The sequence below is a fragment of the Mesorhizobium sp. Root552 genome (genome assembly GCF_001427285.1).
In the GTDB taxonomy this organism is placed as follows: Bacteria; Pseudomonadota; Alphaproteobacteria; order Rhizobiales; family Rhizobiaceae; genus Mesorhizobium.
In genome coordinates, this window is the sequence record NZ_LMFV01000009.1 from 1 (window position 1) to 23,132 (window position 23,132).

Here is a 23,132-nt window from a genome sequence, read left to right on the forward strand (position 1 = left end):
CTGTCTCATCTTCGCTCCTTTGAAAGGCTACAATGAACCAGAAATCCTCCGTTCTCGGTTAAACCGCTTTGGTCCCATCAGCGCTGACGCCGGACAGGCAGCAGTATGGCACCACCAAGCAAAGCGTTTCGGAGGATATTCCACTGAGACACGCCGGTTGATCAGGTCCACGATTGAAGAGGCCATGAAGAAGAGGACCGAAAATGATATTCCCCCGTCCCTTTTATCGAACGACACCAAGGCGAAGGCCCTGCCAAAGCGGAAACTGGTCTTGCCAGGCGCCCGGCTGCTGCGGGACTGGAACGGCAAGACCCATGTCGTTGATGTCATCGAAGGTGGCTATGTCTTTGAGGCAAAGGTCTATCCCTCGCTGACAGCGATTGCAGGCAAGATCACCGGCGTCCACTGGTCAGGCCCGAGGTTCTTTGGGCTATGAGTCTTCCTCAAAAGAAGCTGCGCTGTGCGGTCTATACCCGAAAGTCGACAGAAGAAGGTCTCGACCAGGAGTTCAACTCACTCGATGCCCAGCATGAAGCCTGTGCCGCCTTCATCGCATCACAGGTGGGTCTGGGCTGGAAGCTTGTGGCCGACCGCTATGATGATGGCGGCATCTCTGGCGGCACGATGGACAGGCCTGCCCTGCAGCGGCTGTTGCGGGATATCCGCGACCGGAAGATCGATGTGGTGGTGGTCTACAAGATCGACCGGCTCACCCGCTCCCTGATGGACTTCTCCAGGATCGTCGAGATCTTCGATACGGCAGGGGCTTCCTTTGTCTCCGTCACCCAGCAGTTCAACACCACCACCTCCATGGGCAGGCTGACGCTCAATGTGCTGTTGTCCTTTGCCCAGTTCGAACGAGAGGTCACAGCCGAGCGCATTCGCGACAAGATCGCCGCCTCAAAGGCCAAGGGCATGTGGATGGGAGGGACTGTTCCGTTAGGATATCGGGTTCAGGATCGCAAACTTCTAGTCAAAGAGCCTGAGGCCAGCTTCGTCCGTAGCCTATTCAACCGATATCTGGAGATTAAGTCGGTTCCAAAACTTGCCGCGATGGTGAGCAGAGAAGCTGCTGCTGAAGGGAAGCACCGCTCAAGTCATCCCGTAGGGGAGAAGCATTCCGAGGTGGGAGAACATGTACGGCCCAACCATGAAGATCTGCAACAAACTCATCCCAGCAGCTCGGCTCATGGAGGTAATCTTCAGATATCGGATACGGATGGCGGTCGCGGGAACTCCAGATACTTCACCCGTCCCATGTCCTCTGGCATGCTCTACAAGCTGCTAGCTAATCCCATCTACATCGGCAAGCTTCGACACAAGGGCACGATCTATGACGGTGAGCATGACGCCATGGTGGATGTAAAGCTCTTCGATGCCGTACAGGAGCGACTTAAAATTGGAGCGGTGGTCCCCAAAGGCTCAACTCCACATCGCGATACACATCTCTTGACCGGCATCCTATTCGATGACACCGGAGATCGTATGGCGCCGACCCATGGCAAGGCCAACGGAAGACGCTATCGATATTACATATCTGGCCGGATCAGACGGTCTGCCAAGGCCGTTCCAGAGAGCTGGCGTATCCCCACCCCTGATATCGAAAAGGTCATTCAGAGTTATGCGATGCAACTGCTTCGGAACAAATCCTTACTCGCCGACTGGATCCAGCGGCATGCATCAGCAGATATGATACCCAGCTGTTTGCGACGAACAGAGAAGCTGATTGCAGCTCTTTCGGATCAGACACCACAATATGACAGCCGGCGATCGGTGCTCCGATTGCTGTTCCAGTCCATCACACTGACCACATCAGCCATCCGCTTTGAGGTCAAAGCAAGCGAGATAGCAAAATGGCTTCTAGCTAGTCTCGACACTTCGAGCCTCAGCCGCGGCTCCCAAGCTGCCTGCGCAAAAGATCAAGACACGGGCACAATCGCTCAGATTGCGGCATTCGAGCATCCAATCACCTTACGACGTCGCGGGGTCGGCATGCGCATCATAATTGAATCACCCTACCTACAGCCACCAGAGCCGGACCAACCCCTCGTCGATATAATAGCTCGCGCGCATCTTTATCTCGACCACCTTACCAAATCGCCGGACATGAGTACGAACGCCGTTGCGTCTACATTCAATGTCGATCGCGCCGATGTTGGCCGCATCTTACCGCTCGCGTTCCTCAGCCCCGCAATGCTTGATGCTATCCTCACTGGTCGACAGTCCCCCTCCCTTACCGCTCGGCGTCTTGCCCGAATGGACCTGCCGCTCTTATGGTCCGAGCAGGAAGCTGCGCTTCAGTAATGCTTCACACTCCTAGCGAGAATCAACCGAACACACGTATCAGCATCCCCTCCTAGAGCACCGTTTCGTTCCACTCCATTCGTCAAAAACTAGGCAGAGCGCTAATCACAGCGGCACGCTATATCCATGGTCGGCCGCATCACCTGAGACTGCACCATCGCCGCGATGCTCAAGCATCAGGCCACAAAACTTGAGGGCACAAAAATTGCCTCCAAGAGACGGGTGTCAGAAACCGGCCTGCTAATGCTCTCAAATGCCGTCTCTTCAACCGACCATGATCAACACATACACGATAACCTCCTGAAATAGCGACGCTATTCCAGACAGTACATGTGGGCGCAATTTAGCCGATCTGCCGTTGGTGGAGCTGAGGAGGATCGAACTCCTGACCTCGTCATTGCGAACGACGCGCTCTCCCAGCTGAGCTACAGCCCCGTCCAACGGATGGCGCATTTATGAGGCAGCGCCATCCACTGTCAAGCAAGCAATTGGCCACATCGGCGATCATTGCGCCTGCCGGCGCGAAGGCGGGCCTTGCTCGTTTTGCCGGCAATGGCTACATGTCGGCAACAATTGGAGAACGGCATGATCGCCCTTATTCAGACCCTTGTTCTGGCGCTTGACCTCTATTGGTGGATCATCATCGCCTCGGCCATCTTCTCGTGGCTCTACGCCTTCAATGTGGTCAACCCGCGCAACCAGTTCGTAGGCACCATCGGCAACATGCTGTTCAAGCTGACCGAGCCGGCCCTGCGGCCGATTCGCCGCTTCATGCCGGACCTCGGCGGCATCGACATCTCGCCCATCATCCTCCTGCTTCTGCTGTTCTTCGTCCGGCAATTCCTGTTAACGACGGTCGTGCCACTGATCGTCTGACCCAACAGCGGATGCGTTCGCTCCAGCCATGAGCCAACCTTTCCGGCTTCGCGATGATGGAATCGATCTCCATATGCGCCTAACGCCGAAATCGGCTGTCGACAGGATCGACGGAATTGAACAAACCTCCGACGGGCGCAGCCACGCGAAGGCCCGGGTCCGCGCAGTCCCCGAAAAGGGCGAAGCCAATGAAGCCCTTGAAAGGCTGATCGCCAAGGCGTTCGGTGTCCCCGCATCCGCCGTGGCGATCGCAGCCGGCCAGACCGCGCGGCTGAAAACGGTGCGTATCACCGGCGATCCAGCAAAACTTGCCGACTGCGTTGCGCAATTGCGGCAACGCTAGAAGATACCTGCGGGCGGTTTTCGGCCGCTGCCCTGCCCCAATCCGCCAGCCCGGCAACGCCGCCGCGATCTAATCCTTCGGGACAGGACTAGATCGTTGGTGGGACCTCAATTCACCCGAAGAAGCCAATAGTCAAAGCGGGTGCGCGCGAGCGAACATAAGTGTTCAATCGTGCAATGCGACATTGCCAAAGCCCGGGCTCACGACGATGAAAATGCTCGACGACAAACGTGAAAGATCGCCGTTGACGGACGGCTCGACAGGGTCAGGAAATTTTCCGGCGGTCGAGAACCTGGCATTTGGCGGGCATCGCGGCAATGCGTCTTCCTCCGGCAACGGGCAAAAGCCGGCCTTGCAGCGCAAGGCCAAGAAGGCTGCGGCTGCGGTTTCCGAGAACACCCCTGCGTCTGTGAAGGAAATGGCCGCGCTGGACAGCGCCACCACAGCAACCGTACTTGCCGAGACCAGCACACCGCGGCCTTCGGGCAAGCGCCAGATCAAGGTTTCGCGCGCAGCCCAACGCCATGCAAAGGTTGAATCGCCCGAAATAGTGTCCGCGGCATCCGCTTTCCTCGGCTCCGTCCTGGCCATGAACACCGGCAAGGATGGCTATGCACCGGAGCACGCGCCGAACTTTTCGGGTCGCTACGGCAATCTTCAGCAATTGGCAGCGACCGCGCAGAATCTGGTGTCGTCGTTGCTGACGCCCACGCCCTCGCCGGCACTGTCTGGCGTATCGGCTCCAGCCCCCGCCGGACCGGCGGGCGCAAGCGCACCGCCATCCGCGCCGGCCGAACACGCAACGCCTCAACCGACGCTCGTGCAAGCACCGGCAACGACAGGAAGTTCACAGCCGTCGCAGAGCGCCGGCGCAGCGCCGGACGCAGCGCCTGCCACGGTGCTCGACAGCGCGCCTGTCGCCACGATTTCCGGCTGGAATGCGGACTGGCGCGCGGCTGGCGCTGCAATGGCATGCGGATCCTGTACCGGACGAGCCTGCACGATATGTTCGATCCGCATCGGCGGTCCGACGGCGTCGAATGGCCAGCCGACGGGCTATGCCGCGCGCGTGCTGCAATACTACGACACGACCTATGCACCGCCGGTCGGCGGCGGCCTTTCGCCGCTCGATCCGCAATATATGGACACATCGGCATCCGGCGGTACGAACAACGGCGTTGCTGCGCTGAGCGGACCGAACAATGCGATCGTTCTGGAAAACCAGAAGCAAGGCTCGCCGGAAAGCGAGTGGATGATCGGCGTAGCCGATTCGTCGATCGAGGGCTTCTCCGTACAGTTTTCGCTCAATCACGGCGAACGGGTCGACTTCAAGATCGACACCGACTCGACCAACTACCGCATCGACATCTATCGTCTTGGCTACTACGGCGGCAACGGTGCCACCAAGGTCACCACCATCAACAAGACGCTGGCGAGCGCGCAGGTCCAGCCCGATCCCTTGTTCGATCCGGTCAGGAAGCTGGTCGATGCCGGCAACTGGAATGTTTCGGCATCGTGGGATGTTCCAGCCGACGCGGTGTCGGGTATCTACATCGCCAAGCTGACCCGCCTCGACGGATCGCGCGGATCGAACATGATCCCCTTCATCGTGCGCGACGATCAGGCGACGAGCGATATCACCTTCCAGACTTCGGACACGACCTGGCAGGCCTACAACTGGTGGGGTGGCTACAATCTTTACGGCGGCATCGACGCCAGCGGCCACGCCGGCCGAGCCAGCGCCGTCAGCTACAACCGCCCGATCATCACGCGCGACGGCGGCTTCTCGTCAGGCCCGCAGGACTTCATCTTCTCCGTCGAGTACCCAACGATCCGCTGGCTTGAGCAGAACGGCTACGACGTCAACTACATCACCGGCATAGACACCGACCGCTCCGGCTCGCAGCTCCTGAACAGCCAGGTGTTCCTGTCGGTCGGCCACGACGAATACTGGTCGGCGCAGCAACGGGCCAATGTCGAGGCCGCGCGTGACGCCGGCGTCAACCTCGCCTTCCTGAGCGGCAACGAAGTCTATTGGCAGGTGCGCTGGGAATCGAGCATCGACGGCACCGGCACGCCTTACAAGACGATGGTGTCCTACAAGGAACGCTGGGACAACACCGACACCGACCCGGGCAACACGACTTCGACATGGCGCGATCCCGAACTCGGGGCCGGACAACCGGAGAACGGCCTGACGGGAACCATCTTCACCGTCGATTCCTACCGTCTCGACACCATCACCATCCCCTATGACATGTCCAATTTCCGCTTCTGGAGCAATACGGCGGTGGCCGATCTCCAGCCCGGACAGGTCTATTCGCTCCAGAAAAACCTTCTCGGCTATGAGTGGGATTCCGACCTCGACAACGGCGCGCGGCCGGCCGGCCTGATCAACCTGTCGTCGACGACCGTTGACGTGAACACGCTGCTGCTCGACTACGGCAACACAACCGGTCCGGGCACCGCTACCCACGCCCTGACCATGTATCGCGCGCCAAGCGGCGCTCTCGTCTTCGGTGCGGGCACGGTTTACTGGTCATGGGGCCTCGATTCCCACCACGACAACGAAGCAACGCCGACCGACCCCAACGTCCAGCAGGCAATGGTCAACCTGTTCGCCGAAATGGGCATCCAGCCGGGTACGCTTATGGCAAGCCTGGTGGCAGCTTCGAAGACCACCGACCATGCCGCACCGGTGAGCGTTGTTACGTCGCCAACGCAGAGCGGCAGTTACACAGCCGGACAACCGGTCGTCATCAGCGGCACGGCAACCGACAGCGGCGGCGGCTTGGTGGCCGTGGTCGAAGTGTCTACCGATGGCGGCACCACCTGGCGCCGCGCCAGCGGCCTTCAGAACTGGACCTATACGTTCACGCCGCTCGCCGGCGGCACCTACAACATCAAGACGCGTGCGGTCGACGACAGCGTCAACCTCGAGACGCCCGGAGCCGGTGTCAACATTACGGTCACGCCGGCACAGCTGACCAGCCTGTTTTCACCATCGGAAGTGCCTGAGATCCTCTCCGACCGGGACAGCCGGTTCGTCAACATCGGTATGAGGTTCAGCTCGTCCCAGTCCGGCACGATCATCGGCATGAAGTTCTACAAGGGCCTCGGCGACGGCGGCACCCATGTCGGAACCCTGTGGTCCTCGACCGGCACCAAGCTCGCCACCGCGACATTCACCAACGAGACCGCCAGCGGCTGGCAAACGGTGGTCTTCAGCAACCCCGTGCAGATTTCCGCCGGCACTACCTACATGGTGAGCTACCTGTCGAGCGGCCACTACGCGGACACGGAAAACTACTTTACGACCGCAAAAACCAACGGACCGCTCACCGCACCCGCCGGGAACGGCTACTATACCTACGCCGACGACACGGCCTTCCCGACCAGTGCTTCAAACGGCGTCAATTACTTTGTCGACGTGATCTTCAGCCCGACCAACAGCGTCAACGCACCGCCTGTCGGCGTGAACGACAACGGGTTCCAGATATCTCGCGACACGTCCTTTACCTTCACCGCGGCTCAACTTCTGGCCAACGACACCGATCCCAATGGCGATATCCTTTCGCTGACCGGCGCAGGTGCGGCAGCCCACGGTTCCGTCACTTTCAACGCCCAGAACAACACCATCACCTTCACGCCGACCGCCGGCTATACCGGCGCTGCCAGCTTCGGCTATTCGATTTCGGACGGAAGGGGCGGAGTAGGCTCGGCAATCGTCAACATGACGGTCGCGGACCCAGCCGTTAACCAGACGATTTTCTCGGCGACGGATACGCCTGCGAACCTGAACGACCCGGACCGGGTCCAGTTGAACCTGGGCGTGCGGTTCAGTTCGTCGGTCGACGGCACCATCACCGGCATCAAGTACTACAAGGGCTCGGGCGACGTCGGCACGCATACCGGCACGCTGTGGTCCTCGACCGGCACGCTGATCGCCACCGCCACCTTCACCAACGAGACGGCGAGCGGCTGGCAGACGGTCACCTTCTCCAACCCGGTCGCCATCACCGCCGGCACCAGCTATGTCGCAAGCTTCCACAGCTTCGGCGGCTACACCTCGACGTCGAACTATTTCGCCACGCCCAAGACCACCGGCCCGCTGACGGCCACGGCCGGCGTCTACACCTATGGCAACGGCAACCTGTTCCCGTCCAGCACCTATGCCAACACCAACTACTGGGTCGATGTCGTCTTCAGCCAGACGCCGGTCACCAACACCGCACCCGTCGCCACCAACGACACCGGCTACACGACGACGCAGAACACGGCGCTGCAGATCGCTGCCGCCTCGCTTCTGGCCAACGACACCGACGCCAATGGCGATCCGCTCACCATCACCGGCGTCAGCGCACCCTCGGGCGGCACCGCGACATTCAACGCCCAGACCAACACCATCACCTTCACGCCGACCGCCGGCTATAGCGGCGCGGCTGGCTTCACCTACGCCATCTCCGATGGACGCGGAGGCACATCGTCGGCAACCGTCTCCCTCAACGTGACGGTGCCGAACACGCCGCCGGTCGCCACCAACGACAGCGGCTACACCACCCAGCAAGGCACCGCGCTGCAGATCACCGCCGCCTCGCTTCTGGCCAACGACACCGACGCCAATGGCGACCCGCTCACCATCACCGGCGTCAGCGCGCCCTCGGGCGGCACGGCGGTCTTCAACGCCCAGACCAACACCATCACCTTCACGCCGACCGCCGGCTACACCGGCGCGGCCGGCTTTACCTACGCCATCTCCGACGGCAAGGGTGGCACGGCGTCCGCAACCGTGGCGCTCACCGTCACAGCGACACCGAATACCGCACCGGTCGCAACCAACGACACCGGCTATACGACGACGCAGAACACGGCGCTGCAGATCACCGCCGCATCGCTTCTGGCCAACGACACCGACGCCAATGGCGATCCGCTCACCATCACCGGCGTCAGCGCGCCATCCAATGGCACGGCGACCTTCAACGCGCAGACCAACACCATCACCTTCACGCCGACTGCCGGCTACACCGGCGCGGCCGGCTTCACCTATGCCATCTCGGATGGACGCGGCGGCGCATCGTCTGCAACCGTCTCCCTCAACGTGACGGCGCCGCCACCGAATACACCGCCGGTCGCCACCAACGACACCGGCTTCACCACCCAGCAGAACACGGCGCTGCAGATCACCGCCGCCTCGCTTCTGGCCAACGACACCGATGCCAATGGCGATCCGCTCACCATCACCGGCGTCAGCGCGCCATCCAACGGCACGGCGACCTTCAACGCCCAGACCAACACCGTCACCTTCACGCCTACCGCCGGCTATACCGGCGCGGCTGGCTTCACCTATGCCATCTCGGACGGCAAGGGCGGAACATCGTCCGCAACCGTATCTCTCAACGTCACAACACCGCCACCCGCTACGCAGAGCCTGTTTGCATCGAACTCGACACCAGCGATCATCGCCGACAACGATCCGAATTCGGTCGAGCTTGGCATGAAGTTTACAGCCTCGACGGCAGGCACCATCACCGGCATCAAGTTCTACAAGGGGTCGCAGAATACGGGCACGCACACCGGCAGCCTGTGGACCTCGACCGGCAGTCTGATGGGAACGCTGACCTTCACCAACGAGACGGCGAGCGGCTGGCAATCGGCGACCTTCAACACGCCGATCCAGATCTCGGCTGGTCAGACCTATGTCGTTTCGTACCACACCAACGGCTTCTACTCCGCGAACAACAACTACTTCACCGCCCCTGTCACAAATGGGCCCCTTACTGCACCCGTGAATGCCGGGGTCTACGCCTATGGAAGTAGCTCTGTATTCCCGACCAGCACATGGAATGCGTCCAACTACTGGGTCGATGTAATGTTCAACGGACAGCTTGCCGCGTAGTATATTCCACTACGCGACAAGCACTGTCGGACATCCGGCCCAGAGGAAGGACACGCAATGCACCAGGAATTGTACGCCGACGGTATCGGCGAGGTCACTGTCAGCGGCACCATCGTGCGCATCGACCTTGTCAGCCTGTCGCCGAGCGAACGTGATCATGCCAATTCTCCAAAGCCGGTGTTCCGCCAGCGCGTCATCATGCCGGTTGAGGCCTTCGCCAACAGCGTCGAGTTGATGCAAAAGGTGCTGCAGGGCCTGATTGACGCCGGCGCGGTGAAGAAGACGCCAGTCGCACCCGCGGAAGCCGAGAAGCATGGCCGTAGCGTAAACGGCTCACCCAACTTCAGCTGATCGAAACCTGATCGTAGCGGGGGCTTCCGGCCATGGATTCGATGCCGCAGACAGGGCTGTATTGCCTGGCCGGCTTGTTGCGGCATCACGGGCTGGACGGCAGTCCCGAGAGGCTGGCGGCGATCTATGCCGTAGGCAGTGATCCGGCATCTCCGACCCTGATACTGCGCATGGCCCGGGAAGCCGGCCTACGCGCCAAATTCGCCAAGGTCGGCCGGTCGGGCTTGATGAAGCTCGGCAAGGCCTATCCAGCGCTTGCCCGCCTCGACAACGACAACTGGGTCTCCATCATCGGCACCGCGCGCACCGAGGCCGGCGAGGATATCGTGCAGATATTCGATCCGCTGGCGGCGCGCCCGGAACTGCTTGCTGTGCCGCTCGACCAGTTTTGCGCGAGATGGAGCGGCGAACTTCTGCTGGCCAAGCGCACCTATGCGCTGAGCGACCCGGACCAACCTTTCAGCTTCCGCTGGTTCCTGCCCGAAATCGTCAAGCAGCGAAGGCTGTTTGCCGACGTCGCCATCGCAGTCTTGTTCCTCTACGCTATCGGCCTGGCAACACCGATCTTTTTCCAGCTCGTCATCGACAAGGTGCTTGTCCACGAGAGCTATTCGACGCTCTACGTTTTGAGCATCGGCGTGTGCGTGGCGCTTCTGTTCGACGCAACCTTCGTCTTTCTGCGGCGCTATCTCCTGATTTTCGCCACCAACCGCATCGACATCAGGGTGGCGACGCGGACCTTCAAGCATCTGCTCGACCTGCCCATCACCTTCTTCGAACAGGGTTCGGCGGGTGTTCTGGTCAAGCATATGCAGCAGGCCGGCCGCATTCGCGAATTCATGACCGGGCGTCTGTTCCTGACCATGCTCGATGCGCTGTCGCTGCTGGTTTTCGTGCCGGTGTTGTTCCTCTACAGCGCCAAGCTCGCGACCCTCGTGCTTCTGTTCAGCGCAGCCATCGCCATCGTCGTGGCGCTGATGGTTGGCCCGTTCAAGCGGCGCCTGAACGCGCTTTATGAAGCCGAGGGCATCCGCCAAGGCATGCTGGTCGAAACAGTTCACGGCATGCGCACAGTGAAATCGCTCGCTATGGAACCGCTGCAACGGCGGGTTTGGGATGACCGTTCGGCGCAGACCGTGACCACGCGTTTCGATGTCGAGAAGATTTCCACGGTGGCGCAGTCCGTTACCGGCTTCATGGAAAAGCTGATGGGCGTGTCCATCGTCGGCTTCGGCGCGCTGGCCGTGTTCGACGGCAACATGACCATCGGCGCGCTCGTTGCCTTCAACATGCTGGCCGGCCGCGTTTCCGGACCGCTCGTCCAGATCGTGACGATGGTGCACGAATACCAGGAGGTCGCGCTTTCGGTCCGCATGCTGGGCGAAGTGATGAACCAGCGCGTAGAGCGCAGTGGTCGCACCGAGGGCTTGCGACCCGATATTGCCGGCGCCATCGAGTTCCAGAATGTGTCCTTCCGCTATCGCGCCGACATGCCGCTGGCGTTGGACAATGTCTCGTTCGCGATCAACGCCGGCAGCGTGTTCGGTGTCGTCGGCCGCAGCGGCTCGGGCAAGACCACGGTGACGCGGCTGTTGCAGGGGCTCTACCCGATCCAGCAGGGCATCATCCGCATCGGCGGCCATGATGTGCGCGAAATCGACCTCGTCCATTTGCGCAAGAATGTCGGCGTGGTGCTACAGGACAATTTCCTGTTCCGCGGCACGGTTCGCGAGAACATCGCGGCAGCGCGGCCGGACGCCACCTTTGAACAGGTCGTTGAGGCAGCGCGGCTGGCGGGTGCGGAAGAGTTCATCGAGCAGCTGCCGCGCGGCTATGACACGATGATCGAGGAAAACGCCGAAAACCTGTCGGGTGGACAGAAGCAGCGCCTCTCCATCGCCCGCTCGCTGGTCAACGATCCGCGCATCCTGATCTTCGACGAGGCGACCAGCGCGCTCGATCCGGAAAGCGAGATGATCGTTCGCCAGAGCATCCGCAAGATCGCCGAGGGCCGCACGGTCATCATCGTTTCGCACCGCCTGTCCACGCTTGCCGACGCCGACGCCATTCTGGTCATCGACCGGGGCAAGTTGGCCGATATTGGCGGCCACGACCAACTGCTGTCGCGCTGCACGACGTACCGCCACTTGTGGAACCAGCAGACGAGGCTTGCAGTATGAAAGCCTCCCGCGCCAAGCTCTCGCTCGCCAAGACCGACACGACGCCGGTTCCCGCTCCGGTGGAGCCACCTGTCCTGCGCATAGTTCAGGCACCGCCGGTTCCGGCAATACTCGAGTTCCAGCCCGACGCCGTCGAGCTTGAGCAGAGGCCGCCGCCCCGGCTGGCGCGCATGACGCTCTACGGCATCCTGTTTTTCGTTGCATGCGCCATCACCTGGGCCTCGCTGTCGAGCATTGACGAGATCGTCGTCGCCCCCGGCAAGCTCATCACGACGCGGCCGATGCTGGTGGTGCAACCGCTGGAAACCTCGGTGATCCGCACGATCGATGTGAAAGTCGGCGACACCGTGCACGCCGGCCAGACCCTGGCGACGCTGGACCCGACCTTTGCCACGGCTGACAGCAGCCAGTTGCTGGGCAAGATCCAGGGCTTCGATTCCCAGATCGAACGCATCGAGGCAGAACTTGCGGGAAAGACCTATACGGTGCCGCAGGGCGCGCGCGCCGACCAGTTGCTGCAGGCGCAATTATTTAGCCAGCGCAAAGCCTTCTACGATGCAAAGTTGCGTGACTACGATACGCAGATTGCACATGCTGAAGCGACCCTTGCCGCCAGCCACAGCGAGGAAGCCGTGCTGGTCAAGCGGCTGGCCGGCCTGCATGAAATCGACCAGATGCGCGAAACCCTTTTCGACCAGGGCACCGGCTCGCGCCTGAGCTATCTGCAAGGACGCGACGTCAGCCTCGACCTGGAAGCAGGCATCGGCCGCATTCGAGGCAACCAGTTGGAGACCGCACAGACGCTTGAACAGGCGAAGGCCGAACGGCAGGCGTTCATGGAGGATTTCCGTCGCGCTTCGATGGAGAACCTGGTCGAGTTGCGCGACAGCCGGGGCACTGCCGCGGAGGAGCTCAAAAAAGCTGAGCTACGCCAGCAGATGGCCGTGTTGACCGCACCTGCCGACGCCGCCGTTCTCGACATTGCCCAGCGCTCTATCGGGTCTGTGGTGCGTGACGCGGAACCCTTGTTCACTCTGGTGCCGCTCGACGTGCCGCTTGAAGCGGAAGTTGCGGTTGCGGCCAAGGACATCGGCCAGATCGCCAGCGACGATACCGCAAGGGTCAAGTTCGATGCGTTTCCGTTCCAGAAACACGGAACGGCCGACGGCAAGGTGCGCAACATCAGCCAGGATGCATTCGCTCCCGGCCAGCAAGCCGAACAGCATCAGCAAAACACGGCGCCCTTCTACAAGGTGCGGGTGGCACTCGGTGACATGAACTTGCGTAACCTTCCACAAGGATTCCGGCTGATCCCCGGAATGACCGTGCAGGCCGAAATCAAGACCGGCCAGCGCACCATCATCTCCTATTTCCTCTATCCGCTACTGCGCGGGCTGGACGAAAGCCTCCACGAGCCGTGAGACCTCGGGGAGCCTCTGTTGCCTGGCTAGTGTGCGCGCAGCTTCGGCCTGACTAGCATGCCGCCGAAAATCGCGGCATAGCCGAGGAACGCAGCAGCCCACAGCCCGGCTGACATGTCGAGCAGCATGGGCATATCCGGCACGAATGTAGCGACAACGCGAACCAGAGCGGCGAGCCCGACAAACACATAGATTGCACGTGTGCCGCTACTGGCGCGCAGTTCGCGCCCGGTATGGCCAAGCGTGGCGCGCGTCATGACTGCAAGGGTCATGGAACCGACCGCGCCGACCCCAAAGGCATGCAGGCCGGCCGCGGGCGGAACGCTATCGGGCAGAAGCGCCGAAAGGCCGGCAAGGAGAAAACCAGCCGGTACGAACAGATAGGCGACGTGGAGCACGGTTACGAGCGGATCGCGCAAGGTGCGATCACCCGCCCAGCGTCCGAGGCGCAGAAGATTGAGACCGCAAGCCGCAATCATCAGCCAGCCCGTCAGTCCCGATCCCGGCGCAAAAGTCCAGGCTGCCAGCGCCAACACCGAGACTATGATGATACCTGCATCGATCTTGTTGAACGGAACCGGCAAGCGTCCCGGATTTTCGCGCACCAGCCAGTTGCGCGTGAAGCTGGGGATGATGCGGCCACCTATGATGGTGATGAGGACGATGGCTGCAGCGATACCTAGCCGGCGCGAAACATCGGAAACCCCTTCGAAATGGGCCTCCAGATGGAAGGCAAAATTGGCAAGGAAAAGCACGCTGACGGGCACCACCACCTTGAGGTTACGCCAATTGCGGCCGGCAATGATCTCGATTGCCGCAGACGTTGCAACCGCCAGCAGGAAAGCGCTGTCGATGACAGCTGCGGCGACCCAGCCGATCTCGGCCGAGAACGCGACCGCAACCCGACCAGCGAACCAAAGAACGACAAGCCCTAAGAGCGGCAAGCCCTGTACCGGCAGGCGTCCGGTCCAGTTTGGAATTGCCGTCAGAAGGAAGCCGGTGACGATAGCCGCGAGATAGCCGAACAACATCTCGTGGATATGCCAATCGACCGGCACGAATACGCTGGAGATTTCGACGGCACCATAAAACAGCGGCAGCCAGAAGACGATCGAGGCGCCGGCATGCAGCGCCCCAAGAAGGAAGAAGGGGCGAAAGCCGTAGGAGAGGATCGCCGGATAGTTGCCGGGTCTGGTGCGAGGAATGGCCATGTCGTTCATTTCAATAAAACGGCAAGGCAAATTCCCCCCGGATTTTGCCTTGCCGGCGGAGCGCTCACAACCGGCGTGCGATCCGGGGATGCTCCATTGCAATTCCAAGGTGCGCGATCCGACGCCCGCGCACCGACACCTGGTCCGGCTTTAGTTAGCCGGCACTTCAGCCAGCAGGGCTTCGAACACTTTCTTGGCTTTTCCCATCTGCTTGACGCCCTTGGCGGCGTCGAGGTTGACCGGCTTGCCGACGACGACGAGCGCCACCATGCCCATGCCGTAGTGCGGCGTGCACTTGACGCCGTAGACGCCTTCCTTATCGAGCGTAACGGTGATCTGCTCGTTCATCTTGCCTTTGAACGGCTCGGCGCCGTCGGGGATCATCCCCTTGATGCTCTCGGCATCATGGCCTTTGTCGGTCGGCACGAAAGTAACGGTATCGCCCGGTTGTGCCTGGATAAAGTCCGGCTGGAAAACCATCGCGCCCTTGTCGCCCTTGTTGAGCATCTGGACCTGATGGTCCGCAGCTTGGGCAGCACCAGTCATCATCAGGGCGGCGACCGCAACCGCCATTGTGATCTTGTTTCTCATGATCTTGCCTTTCATTTTGTGCGACGTTGAGATGGTGTCTAAGCCGCAGCGGAGTGATAAACGTTGCGAGAACGCAAACAAAGCCGGGATCACGAAAAATGGTGGTGCCGGTTGACGCAGGCACCTTATGGGGACCTGTTTGACCGCAACAGGATAGAGCGACTTGAGCCGCCTCGACCGTACATTGATTGCCGATCTGGCTCCGTTCCAGGGCATGGACGCTGCCGATCTCGACACCATGCTCGGGCAAGCCCGTTCGATGCGTGTTGTCAAGGAAACGTCCATCTTCGAACAGGAAGCCGAAGCACATGCATTCTTCCTTCTGCTCGATGGGCATGTCCGCGTCGTGAAGACGACTCCGGATGGCCAGCAGGTTATCGTGCGCTATATCAGCCCCGGCGAACTCCTTGGCATAGCCCGCGCGCTCGGCCGCACGACCTATCCGGCAACCGCCGTCGCCGCTGTCGATTGCGTGATCCTGTCGTGGCCAAGCCGGCTGTGGTCCGAATTCGCCGCCGCATTCCCAAGCTTCGGCGCCAATACCTACAAGGCCGTCGGTGCGCGGTTGCAGGATGCACATGCGCGCGTGATCGAAATGTCTACCGAACAGGTTGATCGCCGCGTGGCTCACGCATTGCTCAAGCTGGTGCAGCAGACAGGCAAGAAGACAGACGACGGACTGTTGATCGATTTCCCGCTATCACGCCAGGATATTGCCGATATGACCGGAACAACGTTGCACACGGTCAGCCGGCTGATGACGGCGTGGGAAGAAAGGGGCCTAGTGAAAAGCGGGCGCCAGAAGGTAACGGTGGTGCAGCCACACAAATTGTTGCTGCTGGCCGAGGGGCAAGCCGACAAGTAGACTAACTTGCGGCGCTCTCTTTGCCGATTGCTATCTTGCCGGCTCGAGTGCAAGGGATTTCCCGGCACGGTAACCGACCGGGTAAAAATCCTTCGGAGCCAGCACGATGTCGGCAAGCGTGTAGCTATCCAGCGTCCTGTGAAACGACGCCAGCGCCTCGTTGAGCACGCCCGAAAGCTTGCAGCAATTGGTCAGGACACACTGGTTACCGGTGGAAAAGCATTCGACAAGCGTGAAATCAGGCTCGGTTAGCCGCACAACGTCGCCAATGCAGATTGTCTCCGGCCGGCGGGCCAGCATCAATCCGCCAGCCCTGCCGCGAATCCCGATGAGAAAGCCGCCGCGCGTCAAGACATTGGCGACCTTGTTGAGATGCGTCTTGGGCAAGCGAAACGTCCGCGCCGTTTCCTCGATGGTGATGAGCCGGCCCTCTGCCGAAGCGGCATACATCAACATCCTGAGCGCATAGTCGGAGAATCCGGTTAGCCGCATGATCGTCTCCAGACAACGCCTCCGTTAAAGGAGGTCCGACGCCATCCTATAGGCTCTCTTCGAATATTGGCTGAACATCGACCGTGCTTTCGCCCCGGCTGAAAGCCACGGCGAGCCGGAAGCTATGGGCGATCCGCAGCGCACGGTCCATGAAAAGGGCCGCGACTTCAGGCGGGCAGATGCGATGAACCGTTGCGCGGAACAGCGTCAGCCAGCGCCGGAAATGTTCTTCCCCAAGCCCCGGAATGGCCAGATGCGGCGGCAACGGCCGACCGTCATATCGATAAGTCCTCAGCAGCACCGAGGACCAGAAGTCGCACATCTTGCCGAGATGGTGCGGCCACTCTTCAGGGGAAATGCGGCTGTTGAAGACGGGCGCCAGCAATTCGTCGCGCCGAATCTGGTCGTAGAAACCGTGCACGACATCGTGGACCATCTGCTCGTCGAGGAGATCGGGCAATGGCACCCCGTCGATGACAATCGTGCTTTTGTTGCGGGTGTAGTCGTTCATACGCGTTCTTCCATCAGGCGAGACCCAGCCGCTGTCGCGCACTGTCGTTCATCATTTCCGGCATCCAGGCCGGCTCGTATGTAAGCTTGACCTCGGCAAAATGCACTCCGGCCACCGACCAGGCGGCGCTTTCCACCGCTTCCTTCAGATAGGCGGTGGCAGGGCAACCCTTGGTCGTGGTGGTCATTTCGATCTGTGCAACACCGCCTTGCGCGATGGAAACATCGTAGATGAGGCCCAGATCGACGACGTTTTCGCCAAGCTCCGGGTCGATCACCACACGCAGCGCCTCGATAATATCGGCGGCCAGCGGTTCGGCTTCTTCATTGTCTGCCATCTCTAGCGCCGAGGGTTACCGGCCCGGATCACCACCCTATAGTGGCCTTCCGGCTCCATCTGGCCGCGCCAGCTATGGCCGCGTGCCTCAAGTTCCTCGAGCAGGAAGACGGGCTCGCGCGGCAAAAGCGCGGCAATGGTCTGGCCGGGCTGGAGCGCTTCCACCCCCTCCAGCGTTTTCACCATGGGCTCGGGCGGATCGAGGTCGCGGTTGTCGAGTTCATCGACCGGAGCGGGCCATTTGTCGTCGCTCGCTGCGGCCGGAGCGGTAGGCTTTACGACCGGGTCTGCGGCGGCTTCGCCAGGCGTGAAGATCACCTCCCACTCGCCATTTCCGATCTCTCGCGCGGACGCCTCGAACCCGCGTGCGCCGAGCACCTGGAACAATGGCAGCGGCTTGAAGGTGGCGTAGAGGCGCAGGCTTTGGCCCGGCGCCAAGGAAGAGACGGCCTGCATGATGACGCTGAATGGTTCACCGCCTTCGCGCAGGATCGGTCGAACATCGAGGTCGTAATAGGGCATGCTCATGAGAAATTCTCCAGTCGGTCTCATCGCGCGGATGAAAGGAAAAGCCGGGGCCTCGACGTGCCCTCGGGCAAACGCGAGGCAACGGATACGTTGAACAGGCGGCGCACCAGCACCATTTCGACCACCAGCGCCACGGTTGCGCAAAGCGTTGCCAGCGCCGCCAGCCGGAACAGATCGGGCATGCCTGCCAGAAGCGCTATCGTACCTGCAAGCACGCCGGCAAAATACAAGGCAAACCACGGCATGTCGCGCTTTTCCACGACGAGGTCCTGAACCCGCGGCGTCGGCTTGCGACCCATTACCGGACCGTAGCATTCCAACCAGGTGAGGAACGGGACGATCTTGTAGAGTTGCGACAGGCCAAGGCCGCTCAGCCAGCCGAAGGCGACGAGATAGATGAGAGCAGCACTGTTCTGGCCTAGCGTGCCGGTGGCGACCAGTCCAACGAGCAAGGCGACCGACAGGTAGAGCGCAGCAAAGGCCCCGATCGCCGAGCGGCTGTTCAACTCGATATTGCGCCGCTTGCGATGACGATAGAAGAACACAAGATCTACGCCGTAGAAAACGACGGCGACGAGCATGGCAAGGCAGGCGGCATGCCAGGCGATACCCGGTCCGCCAAGCGCCCGCTCGAGCGGAACGACCACCAGCACCAGGGCGAGCGCGGAACAACTGCTCCAGAGCACAGCCTTTCCGGTGATGCGCTCCTTGTCCGGCGATAGCATGAACATCGGCAACAGCCGATAACTGACGCCGATGGCAGTCATCGTCAGCCAGCCGCCAAAGCCAGCGGTCACATGCAGCGGCAAGACCTCACCGACCCAATCGACTTCAGCGCCCAGCACATCCAGCCCCGACAGCAGCAGGGCAAACAGCACACCGATCGCGGCGGTCGCGACCAGACAGACCAGACCCGCAGCGACGAAGCGGGCAGGCAACGGCAAGGGCCGGCCGCGCAAAAGCGTGCGGCCCAGAACGACAACGGCAAGACCGAAGCCTAACGGCAGCAGGATACCGGCGACCGGCAGGAAGGGCAGCCCGGTTTCCAGATCGCCGGAGAGTTGCAGGAAGCCGGCAAGAAGCGAGACGAGGCCGGCCAAAAGGCTGACCAGCGCCGGCAACACCATGCCCGCGCCGATCAGCGGCTGGGCTACCAGAACCGGTACGAACTGGAACAGCGCGCCGCACATCAGCAGGCTGAGCCAGCCAATGGTGACGGTATGGACAAGAATAAGTGTCTGCGGATCTTCAACTGCCGTGGCGGGGTATCCGAGACCCATGACCATCATGGCCTGGGCACCGAGCAGACATGCCAGCGCGACGGCAAAATAGGCCATCGTCCAACGCGAAAGCGCCGCTCCCATCATCATCGTGTATCCTTGGCGACCAACGTCCTGTCGCGGCCATCCCGGGGGGATTGCGGGTCAGCGCAAAGGTGGTCGCAAAGCGCAAGCACCTCCCAACCCGCAGGCGCCAGCATGTTGCCCGAACCCTGCGCAATCAGCACGGCCAAGCTATAGGCCGCAGCACGATCGCCACTTTTACGGGCGTCCGCAGCTTGCCATCCTGCCCATCCGCGCTCCCGCATCGAAGGGTCTCCCGCTCGCACTGTCCTCATGGATCATGTAAAACATATATCCGCAATCTATGTATTTGCGAAAAGGCAAACAGCGCCGGGAAGCGCCAGATATTCTCTGCCAGGAAATTTTGGGATGTTGAGAAATTGCGTCGACCCGGAGATCGAGCATGAAACTGGAACGTGACGCCAAGGGAGATTTCTTCGTCGATCCTGCGATCCTGGCCGCAAGGCTGCACCTGACCGTGGCCGAACTGCAAAGGATGATGCGGCTGGGGCTGGTGACAAGCACGGTAGAAGCAGGCGCCGGCCCCGACGAAGGGCAGCAAAGGCTGACCGTGCGGCGCGGCAACTTCGTCTGGCGTGCGGTGATAGACGCCGAGCAACGCATTGTCGGCGAAGAAGCACTCGACCTAGTCAAGCTCGCGTCCGAACAGGGCCGGCAATAAGAGCCCTACCTTTCGTCTTCCTCGTCATCGTCGAGGAGAATGCGTTCTGCGGCTCCGTCAAGATCGTCATACTGGCCACTGCGCAGCGACCACAGGAACCCGCCAAGGGCAGCGCCACCCAGGATAAGCGCCAGAGGCACGAGGAAGACAAGGCTGCTCATTCAGCCGGCACTATCGATTGAATTTTTGACGCTTGATACGGGCGCGCCTTGTCGGCTGGCTTGGGCAGTTTGCCAGCCCTGAGGCGAAGTGCATTGGCCACTACAAGCACCGAAGACAGCGACATGGCAAGCGCAGCGATAAGCGGCGTCACGTAGCCGGCGATCGCGATGGGCAAGGCGATGGCGTTATAGATGATGGCGAGCGCAAAATTCTGCCTCACCAACTGGCCTGCCTCCCGGGCGACCGCAAGCGCAGTCGGCACCGCTGCCAGGCTTTCATGCAGAAACACGAAGTCGGCGGCGTTGCGTCCGATATCGGCTGCGGTGGCGGGAGCCATCGACACATGCGCGGCCGCAAGTGCCGGAGCATCGTTCAAGCCATCGCCCACCATCAAGGTGCGTTTCCCGCGCTCGGCCAACTTGCCAAGGTAGTTGAGTTTTTCGCCGGGCAGCAGTGCGCCTTCATGGTGCTGTACACGGAGTTGGCGTGCAGTCGCCGCAACGGTCGCCGGCTGATCGCCAGACAATATCGCCACATCCAGCCCTTCAGCCTGCAAGGCGGCAATGGCGTCGCCGGCATCTGGGCGAAGGGCATCCTCAAACACGAAGCTGGCTGCAAGTTCGCCGTTCCGCCCCAGCACGGTTCCCTGACCTTCACCCCCTCCAGCAAGCGCCCATTCGGCACGACCGAGACGGTAGATGTCGGCTCCCGCATGGGCTTCAATGCCGAGGCCGGGATGCTCGACAATATCGGAAAGCAAAATTGCCGTATCGCTATCGAGACCAGATACAATTGCCCGCGACAACGGGTGACGCGATTTTGCGGCAAGGGCTGCCGCAATGCGTAGCATAGCCCCATCTTCGGCCCGCGCGTCGACAAGCCGCGCCCTGCCAAGCGTCAGCGTCCCGGTCTTGTCGAAAAGCGCCGCATCGATCTCGGCCAGCCTTTCAATGCCGGAGCCATCCTTGACCATGATGCCGTTTTCAAACAGGCGTCGCGCCGCGATCACCTGCACGATGGGCACTGCCAACCCGAGCGCGCAAGGGCAGGTGATGATCAGCACGGCAATGGCGATGCTGATTGCCTGATGCCAGTCGCCGGTCGCGGCCATCCAGCCAAGGAAAGTCAGGAATGCGGTTGCGTGGACAACCGGCGAGTAAAGCCGCGAGGCCCGGTCGGCCAGGCGGCGGTAGCGAGCCCGCCCGCCTTCGGCCGCCTCCATCAATCGTACCATCTCGGCCAGGAACGAGTCTTGCGCCTTGGCGGTGGCAGCCAGCGTCAGGGGTCCGGTGAGATTGAGCGTGCCGGCGCGCAACTCGGAGCCAGGGCCAACATGAAGTGGCGCACTCACACCGGTGGCGATAGCGCAGTCGAGTTCCGATGAACCTTCCGCAACGACACCATCGACCGGGATGCGGTCGCCGGCAGAGAGCAGGATGCGCATGCCCGGCTCGACTTCGCTGACGGGAAGATAATCCTGGCTGCCATCGTCGCGCAGAACTGTTGCGCCGCGCGGACTGAGCCGAACCAGACCGCGCACGGCAGCACGTGCCTTCTCGCGCATGACGTGGTCCAGCGTTCGCCCGATCAACAGGAAGAACACCAGCGTCGTGGCGGCGTCGAAATAGGCATGGGCGCCATTGTGGACGGTGTCGTAGAGGCTGAGCGAATACGCAAGCGTAATCCCGATGGAGATTGGAACGTCCATGTTGGTGCGGCCGACCTTCAAGGCGCTCCATGCGGAGCGGAAGAAGACCTGGCCGGAATAGACGAGTGCCGGCAAGGCCAATGCGGCCGAAATCCAGTGAAACGCCTGCCGGGTCTCCGCATCGGCACCGGACCAGACCGACACCGAAAGCAGCATGATGTTCATGGCGCAGAAGCCGGCGACGCCGACCGCCCGGATGAGGCGCGAAAGTTCAGGATCGCTCTTGTCCTGCTCTGCTTCGTAAAGATGTGCGGGATAGCCAAGCCCTGCCAGAGCCTGGATCATTTGCGGTGCCAATTCACCCCGCCATTTGACGCCCACGCGCTTGGTGGAGAGGTTGACACGGGCGCTTTCGACGCCGGGCAACTTGCCGAGCCCGCGTTCGACAGTGCGAATGCACGCCGCACAATGGACAGCAGGAACGGAAAGATCGGTCTGGAAGAGACCGCCGCCCAGATCGCGGCTAGCCAGCCGAAGCTCCTCTGCCGAGGGATCGCGCCCGATTTCGGCAGCAGCTTCGACGCCGGGCGCGCAGCAACTCATCTGATCGCCTTGTAGGCATGCCAGGTGGCATGCCCAAGCAGCGGAAAGATGAGGATCAGGCCGATCAGCCCGGTGACGACCGCAAGCAGGAATAGGAACAGCACGATCACGCCCCACATCACCATCACCGGCAGATTGCGCCAGACCATGGAAATGCTGGTGCCCATCGCTGTGAACGCATCAAGTTTCTGGTCGAGCAGCATGGGAATGGCAAACACGCTGATGGCAAACGAGAAGGCCGCGAACAGGCCGCCGACCGCGGTTCCCACCACAAGCATGCCCCAGCCTTCCGGCGTGGTGGCAAGCATCCCGGCAACGTGGTCAAGACCGGGGAACGGCCGGACCCCGAAGAACAGGGCATATATGATGACGGCTGCACGCATCCAGAGCAGCATCAAAAGGCAGAGTATCGCGCCGGTGTAGAGCACCTGCGCGCCAGACTTGGCCGCGACGAAAAGCATGCTTTCAAGCTTGACCGGTTCGCCATCCTCGATGGCGCGGCTTTTCTCGTAAAGGCCGATGGCGACCAGCGGCCCGACGACCATGAACCCTGCCAGCGCCGGAAAAAGAATGTAGTCCAGCCCGAGTGCGAACAGGCACCATACCATCGCGACGGAAATCGCGAACACGACGAAGCCATAGAAAAGGCTCGGACCGGGGTGTCGCCACAGATCGCGCCAGCCTGCGCCAAGCCATCCAAAGGCAGCGCTTGCAGGAAGATGGCGGCGGCGCTGCTCGGCCAGCGGAATGATGATCTCAGACTGTTCGGCGGTGGCCATGCCTTATCCT

Annotated in this window: 21 protein-coding genes and 1 tRNA gene; 10 read left to right on the forward strand and 12 right to left on the reverse strand. The window is 61.3% G+C overall.

Annotated features, from left to right (window positions below):
* Positions 1-436: DUF2924 domain-containing protein (locus ASD50_RS05250; RefSeq protein ID WP_156464946.1), on the forward strand; the 436-nt coding region annotated here is incomplete at its 5' end.
* Positions 433-2,304, forward strand: a complete 1,872-nt coding sequence (locus ASD50_RS23600) for a recombinase family protein (RefSeq protein WP_056237038.1) — start codon at positions 433-435, stop codon at positions 2,302-2,304. The genes ASD50_RS05250 and ASD50_RS23600, both read left to right, overlap by 4 nt.
* A 359-nt stretch (positions 2,305-2,663) precedes the next feature.
* Here ASD50_RS23600 and ASD50_RS05260 read toward each other — a convergent pair.
* Positions 2,664-2,739: transfer RNA gene (locus tag ASD50_RS05260), tRNA-Ala, on the reverse strand.
* Between the two features lie 150 nt (positions 2,740-2,889).
* On the opposite strand from ASD50_RS05260, the gene ASD50_RS05265 reads away from it, so the two are divergent.
* From ASD50_RS05265 to ASD50_RS05290, 6 genes are all read left to right on the forward strand, one after another.
* Positions 2,890-3,180, forward strand: a complete 291-nt coding sequence (locus ASD50_RS05265; RefSeq protein WP_056237170.1) for a YggT family protein — start codon at positions 2,890-2,892, stop codon at positions 3,178-3,180.
* A 28-nt stretch (positions 3,181-3,208) separates the two neighbouring features.
* Positions 3,209-3,523 carry a DUF167 family protein gene (locus ASD50_RS05270; protein WP_056237040.1) on the forward strand — a complete coding sequence of 105 codons (315 nt, stop codon included), beginning with the start codon at positions 3,209-3,211 and terminating at the stop codon, positions 3,521-3,523.
* Between the two features lie 214 nt (positions 3,524-3,737).
* The gene (locus ASD50_RS05275; protein WP_244484440.1) at positions 3,738-9,419 is read left to right on the forward strand and encodes a DUF4082 domain-containing protein; all 5,682 of its coding nucleotides are present in this window, start codon (positions 3,738-3,740) and stop codon (positions 9,417-9,419) included.
* Between the two features lie 57 nt (positions 9,420-9,476).
* The gene (locus tag ASD50_RS05280; protein WP_056237045.1) at positions 9,477-9,770 is read left to right on the forward strand and encodes a hypothetical protein; all 294 of its coding nucleotides are present in this window, start codon (positions 9,477-9,479) and stop codon (positions 9,768-9,770) included.
* 32 nt (positions 9,771-9,802) lie between these two features.
* Positions 9,803-11,950 (forward strand): peptidase domain-containing ABC transporter, encoded by a 2,148-nt coding sequence (locus ASD50_RS05285; RefSeq protein WP_056237048.1) that lies wholly within the window; start codon positions 9,803-9,805, stop codon positions 11,948-11,950.
* Complete coding sequence (locus ASD50_RS05290) at positions 11,947-13,371, forward strand: HlyD family type I secretion periplasmic adaptor subunit (protein ID WP_056237050.1); 1,425 nt, start codon at positions 11,947-11,949, stop codon at positions 13,369-13,371. Before ASD50_RS05285 ends, ASD50_RS05290 begins: the two co-directional genes overlap by 4 nt.
* 26 nt (positions 13,372-13,397) lie before the next feature.
* Here ASD50_RS05290 and ASD50_RS05295 read toward each other — a convergent pair whose 3' ends face one another.
* Together ASD50_RS05295 and ASD50_RS05300 are read right to left on the reverse strand one after the other, a co-directional pair.
* On the reverse strand, positions 13,398-14,582 hold the full coding sequence (locus ASD50_RS05295) for an NnrS family protein (RefSeq protein ID WP_056237172.1): 1,185 nt from the start codon (positions 14,580-14,582) through the stop codon (positions 13,398-13,400).
* 150 nt (positions 14,583-14,732) lie between these two features.
* Positions 14,733-15,173: a pseudoazurin gene (locus ASD50_RS05300; protein ID WP_056237174.1), complete on the reverse strand. Its 441-nt coding sequence runs from the start codon at positions 15,171-15,173 to the stop codon at positions 14,733-14,735.
* 163 nt (positions 15,174-15,336) lie between these two features.
* Between ASD50_RS05300 and ASD50_RS05305 the strand changes: the two genes are divergently transcribed.
* A complete protein-coding gene (locus ASD50_RS05305; protein WP_056237052.1) occupies positions 15,337-16,038 on the forward strand; it encodes a Crp/Fnr family transcriptional regulator in 702 nt (233 codons plus the stop codon).
* A gap of 30 nt (positions 16,039-16,068) precedes the next feature.
* Here ASD50_RS05305 and ASD50_RS05310 read toward each other — a convergent pair whose 3' ends face one another.
* The 6 genes from ASD50_RS05310 to ASD50_RS22935 are packed head-to-tail and all read right to left on the reverse strand — an operon-like array spanning position 16,069 to position 19,493.
* The gene (locus ASD50_RS05310) at positions 16,069-16,530 is read right to left on the reverse strand and encodes an RrF2 family transcriptional regulator (protein ID WP_056237054.1); all 462 of its coding nucleotides are present in this window, start codon (positions 16,528-16,530) and stop codon (positions 16,069-16,071) included.
* A gap of 46 nt (positions 16,531-16,576) precedes the next feature.
* The gene (locus ASD50_RS05315; RefSeq protein ID WP_056237056.1) at positions 16,577-17,041 is read right to left on the reverse strand and encodes a group III truncated hemoglobin; all 465 of its coding nucleotides are present in this window, start codon (positions 17,039-17,041) and stop codon (positions 16,577-16,579) included.
* A 13-nt stretch (positions 17,042-17,054) separates the two neighbouring features.
* Positions 17,055-17,378, reverse strand: a complete 324-nt coding sequence (locus ASD50_RS05320) for a metal-sulfur cluster assembly factor (RefSeq protein WP_056237058.1) — start codon at positions 17,376-17,378, stop codon at positions 17,055-17,057.
* A gap of 2 nt (positions 17,379-17,380) precedes the next feature.
* On the reverse strand, positions 17,381-17,905 hold the full coding sequence (locus ASD50_RS05325; RefSeq protein ID WP_056237061.1) for a DUF2249 domain-containing protein: 525 nt from the start codon (positions 17,903-17,905) through the stop codon (positions 17,381-17,383).
* Between the two features lie 20 nt (positions 17,906-17,925).
* Positions 17,926-19,272 carry a hypothetical protein gene (locus ASD50_RS05330; RefSeq protein ID WP_056237176.1) on the reverse strand — a complete coding sequence of 449 codons (1,347 nt, stop codon included), beginning with the start codon at positions 19,270-19,272 and terminating at the stop codon, positions 17,926-17,928.
* Positions 19,272-19,493 carry a hypothetical protein gene (locus ASD50_RS22935; protein WP_156464947.1) on the reverse strand — a complete coding sequence of 74 codons (222 nt, stop codon included), beginning with the start codon at positions 19,491-19,493 and terminating at the stop codon, positions 19,272-19,274. The genes ASD50_RS05330 and ASD50_RS22935 overlap by 1 nt, the downstream gene beginning before the upstream one ends.
* Before the next feature lie 158 nt (positions 19,494-19,651).
* Here ASD50_RS22935 and ASD50_RS05335 point away from each other — a divergent pair, with 158 nt between their 5' ends.
* Positions 19,652-19,930 carry a DUF6522 family protein gene (locus ASD50_RS05335; RefSeq protein WP_056237063.1) on the forward strand — a complete coding sequence of 93 codons (279 nt, stop codon included), beginning with the start codon at positions 19,652-19,654 and terminating at the stop codon, positions 19,928-19,930.
* 5 nt (positions 19,931-19,935) lie between these two features.
* Here ASD50_RS05335 and ccoS read toward each other — a convergent pair whose 3' ends face one another.
* From ccoS to ASD50_RS05350, 3 genes are read right to left on the reverse strand one after another with little or no spacing between them, the layout of a single operon-like run.
* The gene (ccoS, locus tag ASD50_RS05340) at positions 19,936-20,091 is read right to left on the reverse strand and encodes a cbb3-type cytochrome oxidase assembly protein CcoS (RefSeq protein WP_056237066.1); all 156 of its coding nucleotides are present in this window, start codon (positions 20,089-20,091) and stop codon (positions 19,936-19,938) included.
* A complete protein-coding gene (locus tag ASD50_RS05345) occupies positions 20,088-22,343 on the reverse strand; it encodes a cation-translocating P-type ATPase (RefSeq protein WP_056237068.1) in 2,256 nt (751 codons plus the stop codon). The genes ccoS and ASD50_RS05345 overlap by 4 nt, the downstream gene beginning before the upstream one ends.
* Positions 22,340-23,122, reverse strand: coding sequence for a DUF2189 domain-containing protein (locus ASD50_RS05350; RefSeq protein ID WP_056237070.1), 783 nt, complete (start codon positions 23,120-23,122; stop codon positions 22,340-22,342). Before ASD50_RS05350 ends, ASD50_RS05345 begins: the two co-directional genes overlap by 4 nt.
* Positions 23,123-23,132 lie beyond the last annotated feature (10 nt).